The organism is Microbulbifer thermotolerans (assembly GCF_900112305.1).
Lineage (GTDB): Bacteria > Pseudomonadota > Gammaproteobacteria > Pseudomonadales > Cellvibrionaceae > Microbulbifer > Microbulbifer thermotolerans.
In genome coordinates this window covers 15,153-30,901 of sequence record NZ_FOKT01000001.1, presented here as the reverse complement: position 1 = coordinate 30,901, position 15,749 = coordinate 15,153, and the positions used below count along the sequence as shown (strand labels likewise).

At 58.3% G+C, this 15,749-nt stretch carries 11 protein-coding genes; 5 read left to right on the top strand and 6 right to left on the bottom strand.

Features of this window, described 5'->3' with window-relative positions:
* Positions 1-17 precede the first annotated feature (17 nt).
* The 3 genes from BM155_RS00115 to BM155_RS00105 form a co-directional block, all read right to left on the bottom strand.
* Entirely contained in the window at positions 18-890 is an 873-nt protein-coding gene (locus tag BM155_RS00115; protein ID WP_067151874.1) for a D-hexose-6-phosphate mutarotase, read from the bottom strand.
* Entirely contained in the window at positions 883-1,533 is a 651-nt protein-coding gene (locus tag BM155_RS16860) for a hypothetical protein (RefSeq protein ID WP_074900383.1), read from the bottom strand. Before BM155_RS16860 ends, BM155_RS00115 begins: the two co-directional genes overlap by 8 nt.
* A 229-nt stretch (positions 1,534-1,762) precedes the next feature.
* Positions 1,763-2,608: an SIS domain-containing protein gene (locus BM155_RS00105; RefSeq protein ID WP_067157405.1), complete on the bottom strand. Its 846-nt coding sequence runs from the start codon at positions 2,606-2,608 to the stop codon at positions 1,763-1,765.
* Positions 2,609-2,798: 190 nt separating this feature from the next.
* Between BM155_RS00105 and BM155_RS00100 the strand changes: the two genes are divergently transcribed.
* The 3 genes from BM155_RS00100 to murQ all read left to right on the top strand — a co-directional run bounded on the left by BM155_RS00100 (position 2,799) and on the right by murQ (position 6,252).
* Positions 2,799-4,373: a sodium:solute symporter gene (locus tag BM155_RS00100; protein WP_074900380.1), complete on the top strand. Its 1,575-nt coding sequence runs from the start codon at positions 2,799-2,801 to the stop codon at positions 4,371-4,373.
* Complete coding sequence (locus BM155_RS00095) at positions 4,370-5,239, top strand: glucosamine kinase nucleotide-binding domain-containing protein (protein WP_067151864.1); 870 nt, start codon at positions 4,370-4,372, stop codon at positions 5,237-5,239. Before BM155_RS00100 ends, BM155_RS00095 begins: the two co-directional genes overlap by 4 nt.
* 68 nt (positions 5,240-5,307) lie before the next feature.
* Positions 5,308-6,252 (top strand): N-acetylmuramic acid 6-phosphate etherase, encoded by a 945-nt coding sequence (gene murQ / locus BM155_RS00090; RefSeq protein WP_067157402.1) that lies wholly within the window; start codon positions 5,308-5,310, stop codon positions 6,250-6,252.
* A 65-nt stretch (positions 6,253-6,317) separates the two neighbouring features.
* On the opposite strand, the gene BM155_RS00085 is transcribed toward murQ, so the two are convergent.
* Positions 6,318-7,490 (bottom strand): exo-beta-N-acetylmuramidase NamZ family protein, encoded by a 1,173-nt coding sequence (locus BM155_RS00085; RefSeq protein ID WP_067151860.1) that lies wholly within the window; start codon positions 7,488-7,490, stop codon positions 6,318-6,320.
* Between the two features lie 290 nt (positions 7,491-7,780).
* Between BM155_RS00085 and BM155_RS00080 the strand changes: the two genes are divergently transcribed.
* Positions 7,781-8,731 carry an N-acetylmuramoyl-L-alanine amidase gene (locus BM155_RS00080; RefSeq protein WP_067151857.1) on the top strand — a complete coding sequence of 317 codons (951 nt, stop codon included), beginning with the start codon at positions 7,781-7,783 and terminating at the stop codon, positions 8,729-8,731.
* Between the two features lie 72 nt (positions 8,732-8,803).
* Complete coding sequence (gene pbp4b / locus BM155_RS00075; RefSeq protein WP_074900378.1) at positions 8,804-10,165, top strand: penicillin binding protein PBP4B; 1,362 nt, start codon at positions 8,804-8,806, stop codon at positions 10,163-10,165.
* A 126-nt stretch (positions 10,166-10,291) separates the two neighbouring features.
* Here pbp4b and BM155_RS00070 read toward each other — a convergent pair whose 3' ends face one another.
* Positions 10,292-12,190, bottom strand: a complete 1,899-nt coding sequence (locus BM155_RS00070; RefSeq protein ID WP_175487721.1) for a glycoside hydrolase family 3 protein — start codon at positions 12,188-12,190, stop codon at positions 10,292-10,294.
* A gap of 186 nt (positions 12,191-12,376) precedes the next feature.
* Positions 12,377-15,361, bottom strand: coding sequence for a carboxypeptidase regulatory-like domain-containing protein (locus BM155_RS00065; RefSeq protein ID WP_074900376.1), 2,985 nt, complete (start codon positions 15,359-15,361; stop codon positions 12,377-12,379).
* Between the last annotated feature and the right edge of the window lie 388 nt (positions 15,362-15,749).

Sequence of the window (15,749 nt, the reverse complement as noted above, 5' to 3'; positions counted from 1 at the left end):
GCGCATTTATCGCTGCCCTAACGCTGCAGGTGCAGCGACGCCCGCGCCATGGCCCCGGGTTCCAACTGCCAGCTGTGGGAAAAGGCATTGCCGTGTTCCACACAGACATATTCCCGGTAATGCTCGCCCACATCCTCCAGGGTCTCGGCCATCTCCGCCCCCGGATTCCAACAGATCACACTGTGGCAATTTTCACTGCGCGCCTCGATCGGGGCACGGGTGAGAATCTGCTGCCGTTCCGGCGCTTGTTCGTAAATACGGTCCACTTCGCCGGAGAAAGTGAGTGCTCCCTCCTGAGTAAACCGCTGTAGATCGCGGGTGTTATCCAGATATTCGCAACCCTCCAGCCCGCGGACTTCTACTTTGCACAACTCTTCAACCGGAAAATAAGTGTGCCAGGCCCAGCTGAATTCCGTGCGCTCGGCACCTCGGTTCTGCAACGCCAGCTGCAATCGCAGCCCACGCCCCAGGGCCATGGTAACCTCACAGAAAAAGGGCGTACTGAACAGTACGTTACCAGCGTGATCGTAAGTGAACACCAACTCAACTTCGCCATCCGGCAGCGCCCGCGCTCCCGACAGCTGCCAGGGGGCGTTGCGCACCAGCCCGTGCTTGGGTTTGGCTGGATCCCGCCGGTTGACACCAAACCACGGCATACACAGGGGGATACCGCCGCGCACCGGCTTGCCCTCCCGAAACTGCGCCCGGGGGCTGAGCCACAGCAGCGGCTCGCGGCCCTGAGCCTGGAATTCCAGCAGCTGCGCACCCTGTACTGCGATTACCGCCCGGCACAGGCGCGTCTGCACCTTTAGCAATTCCAGGCCCGGCTCGCCATAGAGCGCACCGCTGTCGGTGCGGCTGAGCCAGTCCGCTTGCAATCGTTCACTCACTTTCACTTCTCCCACAGATAAAGATTGGGCGGGCACAGAGTAACGCCAACGCACCCGCAGCCAGACAGAGATGGAACCAGTTCATGCGGGCAACCCCCAGGACGCGTGTCGCATCGGTTCCAACTACTGCCCCGGCCAGAATGACCAGTAACGCACCCGAGATAAGAATCAAAGCCAGTGGCCGCCGCAAGCTGCGCGGGAAAATCAGCTCCCATACCGCCACCAGCAGCCAGAGGGTCAGGCCAAGCGCGGAAAACAGGCTGCCCACCAGCCGCGGCGGCAGTGACCCGGCTTCCGCCACAATCAGCGCGGATCCCACCACAAGTACCAAAACCCCATAGGCCGGCGCGCGCTTACCGCGGGCCTTCGGCAGCCCCAGGCGCCCCCACAGAAGTCCGAGGCCAATCAGCGGAAAGGTGACATAAGCGGACAATTGCGATAGGACGCGGTGCAATTGTGTGATTCCGGGATCTATGCCGTAGCGGTAAGCGCCGACGCCAGCGGCCAGAGACAGACAAACCAAAGCGGCAACAATCAGCAGTGCCGGGGGCCGGCTGTGCTCGCGGTCGATGACCCAGTATTGATTGGCGACCAGCGCGGCGGCCAGGGCGAGCAGGATTTCTGCGAGCCAGAAGTTGTGCAAGTCGGGCCCCCTTTTCTTTTCATTCAGGCGCAACGGGCAAGTTTCAAAGGCTACTTATGGTATAGGAAAGCCCTGAGAAATTCGCATGACCCTGCACGAGGGTCGCCACTGGTTTGGGGCGCACCAGCCGGGGGGCGATCGCGGTTTCGCGCAGGGTTTACCCGTGCCTCCACAGCTCAGGGAAGCAGCAAGTGCACGGGCACCGCCGGGGAAAGAGAATAGCGGCGTATCAGCGCCTCAGTACCTCCACGGCTTCTCGGCTGCGCTCGAACAGATCTTTCGCCCGCTCATCCCGCTGCGATACGAGGATAAACAGCAGATCCGTCACCATATGCTGGGCGGTTCGCGCCAATATCGAGGAACTGCGCGCTCCCGCCTCATCGGCCACGCAATACAGATTGACCCGGGCGATATCCACCAGAGGATTGCGTGAAAAGCGGGTGAGAGAAACCACCTCCGCCCCCCGCTTTAATCCGGTTTCCGCCACCCGGATCACCTCCCGGGTCAAGCCGGATTCGGAAATCGCGAAGACGAGGTCGCCCTTCCCCAAAGTCGCGGCATTCGCAACCTGTACATGTGTATCGCTTTCGGCCAGGACTGACTTGCCCAGTTTCATCAGTTTGAAGGCGAAATCCTTGGCCACCAGGGACGAGGCACCGACGCCCGCCAGAACGATTCTGTCCGCCTCGGCGAGCAGATTGACGCTCTCCAGCAACAGCGCCTCCCGATTGACAGCCAGGGTCTCATTCAGGGATACCGTTTTGCGGGCAATCAGCTTCTGCGCCACCGTTCCGAGCTGATCGTCCACAGCGATGTCGCCGTGGATGGCTTTGGGCAGCAGCGATGTCCGCGCCAGTGCTTCGGTGAGCGACAATTTGAGATCCGTATAACCGCGAAAGCCGAGTTTCTGGCTGAACTTAACCACACTGGACTGCGAGACCCCGACTTGGTCAGCCAGATTTTTCGAAGATAAGCTGCGCACCCCTTCGATATTGGCCAGAATGTAGTCCGCTATGCGCCGCTCGTGATTTGACATAGAGCCGCGCATCGCCCGAATCTGAGCAATCGCTCCCATAATCCCCTCCCCAAAAACAGTTCCCGTGGTCAGCAAAGCTGTTGCGGGCCAGAGGTGACCGAGCGCAAACTCTTTGACCTGCCGAGGAATAAATGATAACAATAGCAAGAATTTTTAGGAATAAATCAGTAAAATAATCCGTGGCCGATTCCGAATCACCACAGGAAAGCGCACTCAGGACCTCCCTTTAATGGAATTGCAACTCACCACTCTCGACTGGGTGATTTTCGCCCTCTACGCCGGATTACTGGCCGCCAGTGGCTACTATTTCAGCCGCAAGAAAACGTCCGACAGCCGCGACTATTTTCTTGCACATAATTCCATGCCGGTATGGATGGTAGCCATTTCCACCCTTGCCACCACCCAGTCAGCGGCCACCTTTCTCGGCGGCCCCGACCTCGGCTACAGCGGAGATCTGAGTTATCTGTTTACCAACCTGGGCGCGGTACTCGCGGCCTTTGCCGCGGCCCGCTTACTAATCCCCCGCTTTTACGCCCTGCGGGTAACAACGGTGTACGAATTGCTGCAATTCCGTTTTGGCGAAAGTGCCAAGCAGCAAGCCGGAGCTATGTACTTAATCGGGCGTGTTTTCGCCAGTGGCGCCCGACTCTATATGGCTGCCATCGCCGTGTCGATGATCCTGTTCAACGATATTGATGCCGGTCACGTAGTGCTCGCGGTGCTGATCCTGAGCCTGGCGGGGCTGTTGCAGACTTTTCTCGGCGGTGTGCGGTCAGTGATCCAGAGCGATGCGCTGCAGTGCGCGATTTACGTGGGTGCGGCCATTGTGGTGATGTCCGTGCTACTCTGGCAAATCCCCGCGGATTTGCCGCAAATACTCTCGGCATTGCAGAACCCCGCGCAGGGCCAGGCCTCCAAGCTGGAACTGGTCGACTGGCACTGGGATTTCAGCGATCCCTTCAACGTCTGGTCCATTCTGACCGGCTTTGTCTTACTGCACTTCGCCACACTGGGACTGGATCAAGATGCCAGCCAGCGCCTACTTACCTGCAAGACCCCCGGAGAAGGCGCCAGAGCCATGCTTCTTTCGGTGGTAATGGTTATTCCGGTGATGGCTGTTTTTATGGCTATCGGTATGCTGCTCTTTATCTTCTACCAGCGCCCGGACCTGATGGGCGGTGTATCAGCGACGCCACCCAGCGGCAGCGACGTCACTGTTTTTATGCACTATGTGCTCAACGAAATGCCCCAAGGGTTGCGCGGATTAGTCACCATCGGCGTTGTGGCCGCGGCCCTCTCCACACTAAATTCCAGCCTCAATTCCATGGCCAGCGTACTGACCGAGGATCTCTACCGCGGCTGGTTGAAAAAACGCGGCATCAAAAAAAGTGAGCGCCACTTTGTTTTTGCCGGGCGTATGTCCATGGCCTTACTGGCGCTCGCCCTCGGCGGTATGGCTGTGCTGTGCTATTACTGGCAACAATACAGTGACCTGCCTTTGATCACTTTTGCCCTGTCGGTGATGGTGTTTGCCTACTCCGGCCTGCTGGGCGTGTTCTTCACTGTGCTCTTTACCAAACGCGGCAACAGCACCAGCGTCACCTTCGCGCTGGCAGCGGGATTCCTTGTCACCCTGGTACAACAGCCCTGGATAATCAGCGCGCTCACCGGTGCGGAACCCCCTGCCGCTATGGCGTTCACATGGCAACTGTGCCTAGGTGCGGCCATTTCCTTCGCCGTCTGCTGCCTGGGCTCTCCTGAGCCCGAGATGGCCGGCGAGCCGCAGGAGGAGGCCGGCGCATGACCGGATACTTTATCGGGATAGATGGCGGCGCCACCAAAACCCTGGCCCGCTTCGGCGGCGGCGATGCCATGCCCCTGGAAATCCGCTCCGGTGCCAGCTCTCTGAGTCAAGATCTGCCCGGTGCCATTGCCAATATTCTCGACCTGTGCCGGGAGCTGTTGACCCGGCGCGGCGCCGCGCCCGAGCAGGTATCCATTGCCTGCGGGGTGGCCGGTGCAGGCAATCCGGCCGCCGCCGCGCAACTCAAAGGCCGGCTAGAATCCCTGGGATTCGCCAGTGTCATCGTTACTTCCGATGCGCAGACTTCCCTGCTCGGTGCGGGCGCAGGTGAGCCCATTGTCATGGTCGCCATCGGCACCGGTTCTGTGGCCATGCGCCTGAACAAAGACGGCGGCATCCGCCAGTTCGGCGGCTGGGGCCTGGCTGTCGGGGACGAGGGCAGCGGCGCGGCCATTGGGAAAAGCGCAGTGCGCAGCCTATTGTGGGAATTGGATTTGCACGGCGATGCGAAAAGTGACCTGTGCCGCCATATCATGCAACAGGTCGGCAGCCAGCGCGCCTCGATCCTGCCCTGGCTGCAGCGCGCCGGCTCACGGGAGTACGCCGCCCTGGCTCCGGTGGTGTTCGAACACCTGCCCCACTGCCAACTGGCGCAGAAAATCGTCCGCAAGACCGCCGTTGACCTAGAGCGCCTCATTCGCGCCGCCAGCGACGACGACGAACTCCCGATCACGCTGCTCGGAGGCCTGGCTGACAAGATGCGCCCGTTTCTGTCCGATGACCTGAGAGCGCGACTGGTACCGCCAAAGGGAACTTCCCTCGATGGGGCCTGTGCCCTTGCGCAGCGGCATATGGAATACGCCTGACAAAGCGTCCGGCGAAAAGTAGCCAACCGAAACCACTGTTCGGTTTTCTTATTTTGGATCAATCAAATATGTACCGAGATCTTATTCAGGAATTGAGCCGTCTTACCAGCGAGGCGAGCAACCCGGATACCCGGGATATCGACCTGCTGCCCACCGAGGCAATTCTGGAAAAAATCAATACCGCCGACCGGGAGGTGCCGCTGGCAGTGCACCGGGTTCTGCCACAGATTGCACAGGCGGTAGACGCCATTGTCGACGCCTTTAAGAAGGGCGGCCGCCTCGTCTATATGGGCGCGGGCACCAGTGGCCGCCTCGGCATACTGGACGCCGCCGAGTGCCCGCCGACGTACGGTGTAGAGGAAGGGATGGTTGTCGCGCTTATCGCTGGCGGCGAACAGGCTGTTTACCGCGCCCAGGAAGGAGCGGAGGACAACCCCGCCCTCGGCGAGCGCGATCTCAAGGGCATCGACCTCAGCAGTAAAGATGTGGTGGTGGGCATTGCGGCAAGCGGGCGGACTCCCTATGTGATTGGCGGCCTGCGCTACGCGCGCGAAACCGGTTGCACCACCGTAGCCCTCTCCTGCAATGCCACCGCTGCCATTGCCGAGGAAGCGGACATCAAAATACTGCCGCAAGTGGGCCCCGAAATTCTCACTGGCTCCACACGGATGAAAGCGGGCACCGCACAAAAATTGGTGCTCAATATGCTGACCACCGCCAGCATGATCCGGCTCGGCAAGAGCTTCTACAACCTGATGGTGGATGTAAAAGCCACCAACGCCAAGTTGCGCGGTCGCACCCGGCGTATTGTCATGGAAGCGACCGGGGTCTCTCTGGAAGAGGCCGACCGGGTTCTCAACCAGTGCGATCACAACGCCAAACTGGCCATTATGGTGATTCTCAGTGGTCTGGACAGCAGCGCAGCTGAAGCAGCGCTGGCGCAGGCCAACGGATTTCTGCGCCTCGCTTTACAGCAAGTGGAGGGTTCCAAACGGAGCGTGGCAAAACGCTGAGGAACCTCTGATTTACTTGCATGAGCGCAATCGTTGGCTTCGGGGCGCTCATGCAATGGGATTGGCTATTCCGGATAAAGCAGATAGGGGCTGCGCCGCTTTAAGTACTGCTGCAATTCCGCTTGCCAGCTGCGGCGAATCGCCTCTTCCGATTTCCCCTCAAGCAGCGCGATCCTGAGCGCATCGGTGCCCGCCAGCTTGTCGAAGAAAGCGGCACGGGAGAAAAACGCCTCGCCGGATTCCCCGCTGCGCCGCTGCCAGTCGATCAGATAGGCGAGCGTAAAGCGATCCCCGCCACCGCTGTTACGCAGATCATCCCCGCGCAACAAGCGCCCCCGGTGCTTGGGATTCTCGCTGGCCCCGGGTACCGGTACCGGAGTAAAGGAAAATTCTCCGCTGCGGTCAGCCGGGTGTCCGATCACCTGGAATGGATATGGGGTTCCGCGACCGATACTGACCGCCGTACCCTCGAACAATGCCAGCGATGGGTAGAGACGGATGGCGCGGTCATTGGGCAGATTCGGGGAGGGCCTGACCGGCAGTGAATAGCGCATTTGTTTGTGGTAACCGGCCACGGGAATCACCGTCAGATCACAGCGGGCACCGCCGTCGAGCCAGCCTTCACCATTGATCATACGCGCCAGCTCTCCCACCGTGAGGCCGTGTACCAGAGGTATTGGGTGCATACCGACAAAGCTGCGAAACTCCTTCCGCAGCACGGGGCCATCCACATAATCCCCGTTAGGATTGGGGCGGTCGAGCACCATCAGCGGCACACCATAGTCGGCGCAGGCCTGCATCAAGTAGTGCAGAGAGCTGATATAGGTGTAGAAGCGCACCCCCACATCCTGGATATCAAACAGCAGCCAGTCGAGGTCCCGCACCGCTTCGGGCGCAGGTTTGTGATTGCCACCGTACAGCGACACGATCGGCACCCCAGTGGCAGTGTCCACGCCGTCATCCACCTGCCCGCCGTTCTCGACATCGCCGCGGATACCGTGTTCCAGGGCGAATATGCGCGCAATATCGACCTCCCGTTGACGCAGGTAGTCAATCAGATGCTGCCCCCCCACACGGGACGTCTGATTGACAATCAGCCCCACGCGGCTGTCTTGAAGCAACGGGAGATACTTCTGCGGCTGTTCCGCACCGACCCGCAAGGCGCTGTCCGCCAGGAGCGCCGCGGCGGGCAGAAGCCACAGTGAGACCAGAGAAAAAAGTTTCCGAATAAAAACCATCAGCGCACCTTTATCGGTATCGGGATTTCAATGTGCGGACACAAGCTCACGCCGCAAAAGAATAAATTATTTTACCAGATATAGACCAAATAGAATTATTTATGTTTAACTAGGAAACCGCTGACGATTTCGCCACGACACTTCAGCGTCAAAAAACGAAATTATCAGAGGTTCCCCAGCGGCGAATACAAGATGGGGCGCGGAGGAATTCACAATCGCCAGTCCCCCTGGCCGCGCCGGGCACCAAGGTGCACCCCATTCCCGATCAAACAACCAAAGGAGTCTCCAAAATGCCAACCGCCAGCACACCCGGGAAAAGATGGAAAACACTGCTCGCAGCGCTCTGTCCTCTGGCCCTCACCGCTTGTGCCGGCAGTGGCTTTCAGAACACTACTCAGGGGGATTTTCCCGTGGAGACAGTGCGGTCACAAAATGCCAGCGAGCGCGTGCGTTTTCTGGTCATGCATTACACCAGCTCGGATTTCGGCAGGTCGCTGGAACTGCTCACTGAACCCAGCCCCTACCCGGTCAGCGCCCACTATCTCATCCCGGAGCACGGCGACCCCAGCTACGCCAACTCGGATCTGCGCGTCTATCAGCTCGTCGACGAGAGCCGGCGCGCCTGGCATGCGGGCGCGGGAACATGGGAGGACCGCATCCAGGTAAACGACCAGTCTATCGGCATTGAAATTGTCAACCGGGCCCACTGCCATCCGCCGGTGGAAACCGTTCCGCAAAAAGCCGGAGAGGAGGTGTGCTTTTTCCCGGAGTTCGACGATGAACAGATCGCACTGGTGATCGCGCTTGCCAAGGACATTCTCGCGCGCTACCCGGAAATCACCCCGACCCGGGTTATAGGCCACTCCGACATCCGCCCCTACAACAAGGTCGACCCGGGCCCCCGCTTCCCCTGGGCGCAACTGGCCGCGGCGGGGATCGGCGCCTGGTATGACGACGATACCGTTGTCCGCTATCTGGAAAAGCTGCGCGGAGACAGCGATGCCTCCCCCGAAAACATCCGCCGCCACTTTGCCCAGGGGCTCGCCGACTACGGCTACGGCATTGATCCGGAAACGGCCACCGATGAAGATATCTCGATCTATACCCGCGCCTTCCAGTACCATTTCCGCCCCTGGAAGGTCGACGGCAAAATTGACGACCAGACACGCGCCATTCTGCTCGCACTGCTGGAAAAATATTTCCCGGAAAAGCTGAACCAGAATAGAGGCCCCTCGGAGTAATTCGTTCCCGGCCGATTCTGGGGCCGTGGCGGGCACTGCAGAGCACCGCGGCCCCAATACAGAGGAACCACCATGCACTACCTCGCCACCCGTGCACTTGGCCTGCTGGCGGCAGTGACACTGCTCATATCCACCGCCAGTTGCAGCACCCTACCCTCATCACCAAAAACCCCCTTCCTGTTACTTCAGGAAGCACACAGGCCGGAGGACGCCGGTTTTTCACGGCAAGGGCTGGCGCGGGTCGATGCACTGATCGAACGGGATATCGCGGCGGGCTTTCCCGGCGCAGTACTGCTCGTGATTAAGGATGGAAAAATTGTCAAAAATACCAGTTATGGCTACCGGCAAAAATTCTCCGGGCAGGTACCGCTGAAACACTTCCAGCCCATGACGACAGACACCCTGTTCGATCTGGCTTCAAATACAAAAATGTACGCGACCAATTTCGCTTTGCAGAAACTGGTAAGTGAGGGCAAACTCGACCTGCAGGCCCAAGTACAGCACTACCTGCCGGAGTTCCGCGACACCGACAGCGACCCTATCAAGGGCAAGGACACGCTGCGGGTTATCGACCTTTTGCACCACAGCGCCGGTTTTATGGCCGACCCCAAATTTCACGATCCTCAAGCCGGCGGAGCGCTTTACTCCCAAGACAGAAACAAAACCCTGGCTCTTTTGAGCAAAACGCCACTCGCCTATGAACCCGGCAGCCAAAATGTTTACAGCGATATGGACTATATGCTGCTGGGTCTAATCGTAGAGCGAATCACCGGGCAGAGGCTCGACGATTATGTAGAAAACACGCTGTACAAACCCCTGAGGCTAAAAAACACTCTTTTTACCCCGCTGCAGAAAGGGTTCCAAGCGAGTGATTTCGCCGCAACCGAACTTATGGGCAACACCCGTGGCGGCACGATAGCATTCCCCAACATCCGCACTTATACCCTGCGCGGCGAGGTACACGACGAAAAAGCGTTTTACGCCATGGGCGGCGTCTCCGGGCATGCGGGCCTCTTCTCCACCACCGGCGACCTGGCCGTTTTGTTACAAGTGATGCTCAATGGCGGTGGCTACGGTGCACAGCAGCTGTTCGACCGGGACACCATCGCACGGTTCACCAAGCCATCCGAGAAAAACCCCACCTTTGCCCTCGGCTGGCGGACAAACGGCGATGCGAGTATGCAGTGGATGTTCGGCGCTTACGCCAGCCGACACGCATACGGCCACACTGGCTGGACGGGGACACTGACGGTTATAGACCCCACCTACAATCTCGGTATCGTTCTACTGACCAACAAGAAGCACTCGCCAGTGATCCTGAGCGGCCAAAACGCCGGCCGCTTTATCGGCGACTTTTTTGCCGTCGGCCGCTATGGCGAAGTGGTGTCCGCGGTTTACCAGGCATTGCTGGAACCGGCTGCGACACCCCACTGAATTGCGGCCCCGACCGGGGCCTCGTTGAGATCATTCCGCTGACACACTCCGGTCCGATACCAGCGCATCGGGCGGGGCACCACGTATCTTTCAAGTATCTTTCAAGTCGGGGCGCGCATTCAGGGGTCACGGCAAACTCGCCTGTCGCGTATTGTCCGGCACAGTGACTGGCAACACCCCCGGCGGCAGTTGACGGCTGGTCAGCGCGCGGGCGAGCGCGGTGTAAACAGGACCGTGCAGCTCGCCGTTTTTATCGATATAGCCTTTGTAGTCATAACTGGCGATCTGCAGATCAGCCACATCCTGGAACCGCGCTGCCTCGTAAGGGGAACGCATACTGATAAACACGGTTTTGCTGCCCCTTTGTCGGGCCAGGCGCAGGCTGTCATGATAAATTCGATAGCGCTCGCCAATAGCCAGTGGCGGCTGGCGCAGCCGCCCCAGATCATCCACACCGCCGCGCTCTACGGCATTTTCCTGGGGTGCGATACTGGCCACCAGTAATACGTCCGCGGGATCATTCTGCAGTACGGATAGCGCATTGCGCGGCGTGAGCACTTCCACATCGGACTCACTCACTTTCGCCAATGCCAGCTTGAACGCCTCGCCCACCTCTTGCGAAGGCGCGATCACCTGGATGCGCGCGGTGGAGGTATCCACGATTGGCAACGCCTCCGGGGCCGCGGGATAAATTGGGCTCAGTGCCGCTGCCGCCAGGGTCTCTGCGAGCTCCACGTCGGTTGGATCCGACACGCCCTGCACAGCCAAGTGGATGTTCTCCCGCGGGCTGCGGGCGATCCACTCGGGGTCCACATAGCGCTCCTTCAGTGCGTAGATCCGCTCAACAGAGAGATCCATTTCTTCTGACGAGAGGGCTCCCCGCTCCACCGCCGCGGCTACCCGGTCGATCAGTGCGGACAGATCCTTCAGTTGCTGTGGATTGCGGATCTTGATCGGCATCAATGCGATATCGGCACCCGCGGCAAAGGTGTGTACTACCGCATCTTCCGGGGAAAAGTAGTTGCTGATCCCTCCCATATCCAGAGCGTCGGTTACCACCACGCCCCGGTAACCGAACTCACCGCGCAAAAGATCGGTGAGAATCGCGCGGGAAAGGGTCGCGGGTACGGGAATTGTTTCACCGCTGAGGGTCTGCAGCTGCGAATTGTCCAGAGCCGGATACTGGATATGCGCGGTCATCACCAGCGCTGGCGCCGCGCGTTTGATGACTTGCGCAAAAGGTAACAGATCCAATGCTCGGGCCTGCGCTTCGGTGCGTTCCACGGTCGGCAAACCGGTGTGACTGTCCACCGCCGTGTCACCGTGGCCGGGAAAATGCTTGACTGCCGCGGCGATTTTTTCCCCCTGGAAAGCACTGACACTCGCCGCGCCCAAGTCCGCCACCACCTGGGGGTTTTCGGAATAAGAGCGCACATTGATAACCGGATTATCCGGATTGCTGTTGACGTCCAGCGCGGGCGCAAAATTGACATTAAAGCCCAACAATTTCAGCTGCCGCCCCATGGCCGCCGCGGTAGTGCGCGCGTAAGTATCTCCGTGCTGCGCGTAAGTGGCACCGATCGCCATATTGCCGGCGAAAGCCGGAAACTCCGCGCGAGGCAGGCGATTGACCCGTCCACCTTCCTGATCGACGGCAATCAGCAGTGGTATACCGGGGCGGGACTTGGCCGCCGCTTCCTGCAGACTGTGGTTGAGCCGGACAATCTGCGCGCTGCGCTCCAGGTTGTCCGCAAACAAAATAACGCCGCCAAGTCCAGTGTCCGCAATCAGGCGGCGCAGTTCTTTCGGCAACTCGGTCACCGGCTCGCGACATTCACCATCTTCTTCCGTCCTTTTGTCAGCACAGAAGTAGCGGATATCCAACATGATTTTCTGTGCAATTTTTTCCCGCAGGGTTAATTCCTGGGGAGGCAAAGGCGCTTTTTCTGAGCAGGCGGAAAGCAGGCTCAGAACGGCCAGCAATACCATTGAGCAGAAGATGTGGCGCGAACGGTGATCATTCATAACAAACATAATCCATTATTTAAATAAATATTTTTAGGAATATTTTATTCTATTTCATACTCTGGCCACTCACAAGCAAGCGGCGAGCGCTTTTTTTTCACTGCTCGGTTGTCCTGCGTATAAAAAAAAGCCCCGGCATTGCCGGGGCATCCTGTGGACAGTTTAAAAGGCCGACTCAGCCGCCGATCAGAAGTCTACAGCCAGAGACAGCTGCACGCGACGCGGCGCATAGTAGCTACGTGGATCACCGTAAGTTTCTGAATTGTAGATTGGGTCGATGTTATAGCCGGTCTGCTTGTCGAACACGTTGAAAATGTCCGCGCGGAACTTAACCAGGTAATCACCATAGAAATTGAAGTTCTGCGTATAGCTCAGATCCATCTGCCAGTGGCTCGGCGAGCGGTGGCTACCGGCTTTTTCCGCGTAGCGGTTGGTGCTGCTGGTAAAGCCGTAGATGGAACCGTTCCAGGTCTCCCAGGGCTGACCGGACTGGTACACCAGATAGGCGCCGATATTGGCATTCCAATCCAAGGTGTACTGGCCGAACAGTTTCAACAGATGTGGCCGGTCACCGCTCAGGGTGCCGTCCTTGTAATCCCACACCTGGCGACCAATACCATCGCCAATATTGGAAGAACCAATAAAGGTGTTCAGGTCGTTGGAAGCAGCCGTGTTGTCCTGGTCAAAGTTACCGGTGTAGCGGCTGTGAGTGTAAGACGCATTCAGGTAAGTGCGCTCACCCATCCAAGACGCTTCCAAGCTGAACTCCAGGTACTTGGTATAGGCGTCGTCCAGTTCGGCGATCACATAGGTGGAACCGCTGCCGATCTGTGCCAGCATCTCGTCCAGGTTGTCGATATAGAGGCCCTTGGCCGCGATATCCGACGGCACGCACATGTCATTGTTTTCACCGTAACAGCCGTACAGGCGGGCGGTGTTCGGCGTATCCTCCCAGAAATGTGAGCCCTCGCGGTAGCGGATGTGCGAGCGCAGACTGATACCGTTGTCGAACTCCTTGGTGGTACCGATGGTCAGCTCATCCACGCGACGCGGATCCAGGTCGTCGGCAAACAGCTTGCCCGAGGAGCTAGCGCGGGGTGAGGAGCTGATGTAGTTACCTTCATCATCGAAGTAGACTTCGATAAGCGCTGCACTATTGCGATCCCAGGAGGCGGCACGAGCCAGGGAGGTGGCCGCCGGGTTGTACTGGGCGAAGCTGGCAAAAATGGTGTCGACGCCATTGTAGGCCCAGGAAACGCCGAGGCGGGGCTGGATCATATCCTCCCAGTCGACCTGGTACATCTCGTACTTGTGGCCCGGTGCGGCCACATAGCCGGATACCGTGCTGCCGTCTTCCTTCAGCCCCTGACCGTAGAGGGTGTCCTGGCTGATCAGGAAGCCCACATCAAAGATAAAGTCCCCCCAGGCGATGGAGTCATTGATCTCAAAGTTGTGGGTTTCGGTATAGGACTTGATCGACGGCACAGTGGAACCATCCGCGCCCACAAAGCTCATCTGCTGAGTTTTGGCCAGGAACAAGGCGTTGTCCGGAGCGTCCGCGTCGTTGGCACCGTCTACCAGGCTGATCAGACCCCAGCCATTGGACAGGCGCGCCAGCTCCTCCTCGCCCTCGGACCACTGGTAACCCACGTGCAGCTCGTGGGAAGTGGAGCCAATCTCAAAGTTGTAGTCCACTGCCAGTTCAAAACTTTCACGGTAGAAATTTTGCACATTGAACTGATAGTAGGCACCGACACCGCCGCCACCGGTCAGCGTTCCAGAATCGTCCAGATAACCGTACTGGTCGATCAGCTGCTGCGCCAGGGTGTTGTAGGCGGAGGAGTATGCGGAATTGACCGTGGGTACAGTCAGATAGCCCATCTGATCCAGGTTGTCGAGATCCAGGGAATCACCGATCACCGGCTGCACGCCAAGGGTGGTATCCGGTACCCCGGCGGTTTCCAGGCTGTAATCGCTGTACTGGAAGCTCACGGTAAGGTCGTCGTTAACGAGCCAGGAACCGTCCAGTGTCAGGATATCCTGATTGGCCTCTTCACCCACAGAAACAGAGTCCGCCTCATACTCACCGATGGAAGCGCCCTCGTTGACGCGCTCCGAAGTCCGGTAAGCGGCATTCAGCAACACGCTGTCGATGGGTGCATAGGTCAGCTTGCCGTAGTACTCATCGCGCTCACTGGAATAGTCCTTGGTGGAACCGTAAGCGGTCTCTTTATTGTCGCCGTCTTCGCGCGGGCCATAGTAAGAACCGTAGAAAAACAGTTGGTCTTCGATCAGCGGGCCACCGACATTGGCAGTCATCCAGGTTTGGGTGACATCGGAATCGACACCATCCTTGGGTTCTTCACGCAGGCCAGAGGGCTGCACCCGATACTCTACGCTGCCCTTAAATTCATTGGTACCGGACTTGCTGATAGTGTTGACGGTCATACCGCCGGAACGGTTGAAGCCGATGGCGCGCGCGCCGCCACGCTCCACGGAAAACTGTTCCACATCCTGGGTGGACGGCTCAGCCGAGAGGGTGCCGAACATGGGCAGGGTGACGTTGACGCCGTCGAACTTGTATACGTTATCCTGACCACTGCCGCCGGCATTGGGGCCACGAATACTGTTCTGGCTGTACTGAACCCCGGGAGCCAGTTTCATCAGATCGCGGTAATCCTGCCCAACCGGCAGAGACTCGAGAATTTCAGCACCGATGGCATCGGACAGCGAGGAGTTACCTCCCACAGTCACCATTTCCCCCGTCACCACCAGCTCTTCCAGCGTTTCGGCAACCGGGGCCAACAAATTGACGTCCAGCACAGTCACTTGATCCAGCAACACCTCCGCCTTCACAGTCCGGGTGGCGCCATCCTCAGAGGTGAAGGTCACGGTGTAGATGCCCGGAATCAGCATCGGCAGTTTGAACTCGCCGTCGTCATCCGTCACCACTGTGCGGGGACGAGGCATTACATTACTGGTCGCAGTAACAGTGACTCCGGTCGCATCGATGTCGTCACCGAGGGAAACCTGGCCCTCGATAGTCCCCACCTGCTGCGCCATCACCGTAGCGGAAAACAAAGTGCCTACGGCCAGGAAGGCTGCGCGCCCCCAAGCAGCAGAGCCTTTGCTCTCCGCCATTGAATTACTGAGCTTGTTTTTTTGGAACATGAGAAAGTCTCCCGATCGTTCGTTGTATTTATTTCTTGGGCAGGTCCCTCTCGCCCCTGAAGCCTCAACCGGCACCCGGTCTCGTTGCACTCTTTTGGAGCTTTTTATTCGGCCCGACTCTGAAAATCTTGAACTCGCTCTCAATGCCAGGACTGCAGACCAAATAATTTATTAAATTTAATATTTTTTCAAGGAATATCTTATTATTTGGTCGCAATGAAGGGATACAGCGGGTATGGGAAAGATTTGGCGCAAATAGACCACGTATAAATAATCACTTAACGCATGAAAGTCAGGTTAAGCGTTCAAAAAATAAGCAGCCTAATAACCTTATCGTGGAATTCTCTATTCGCCTTTGAGCACCAGGTATACAAGCAAGAGTCATACC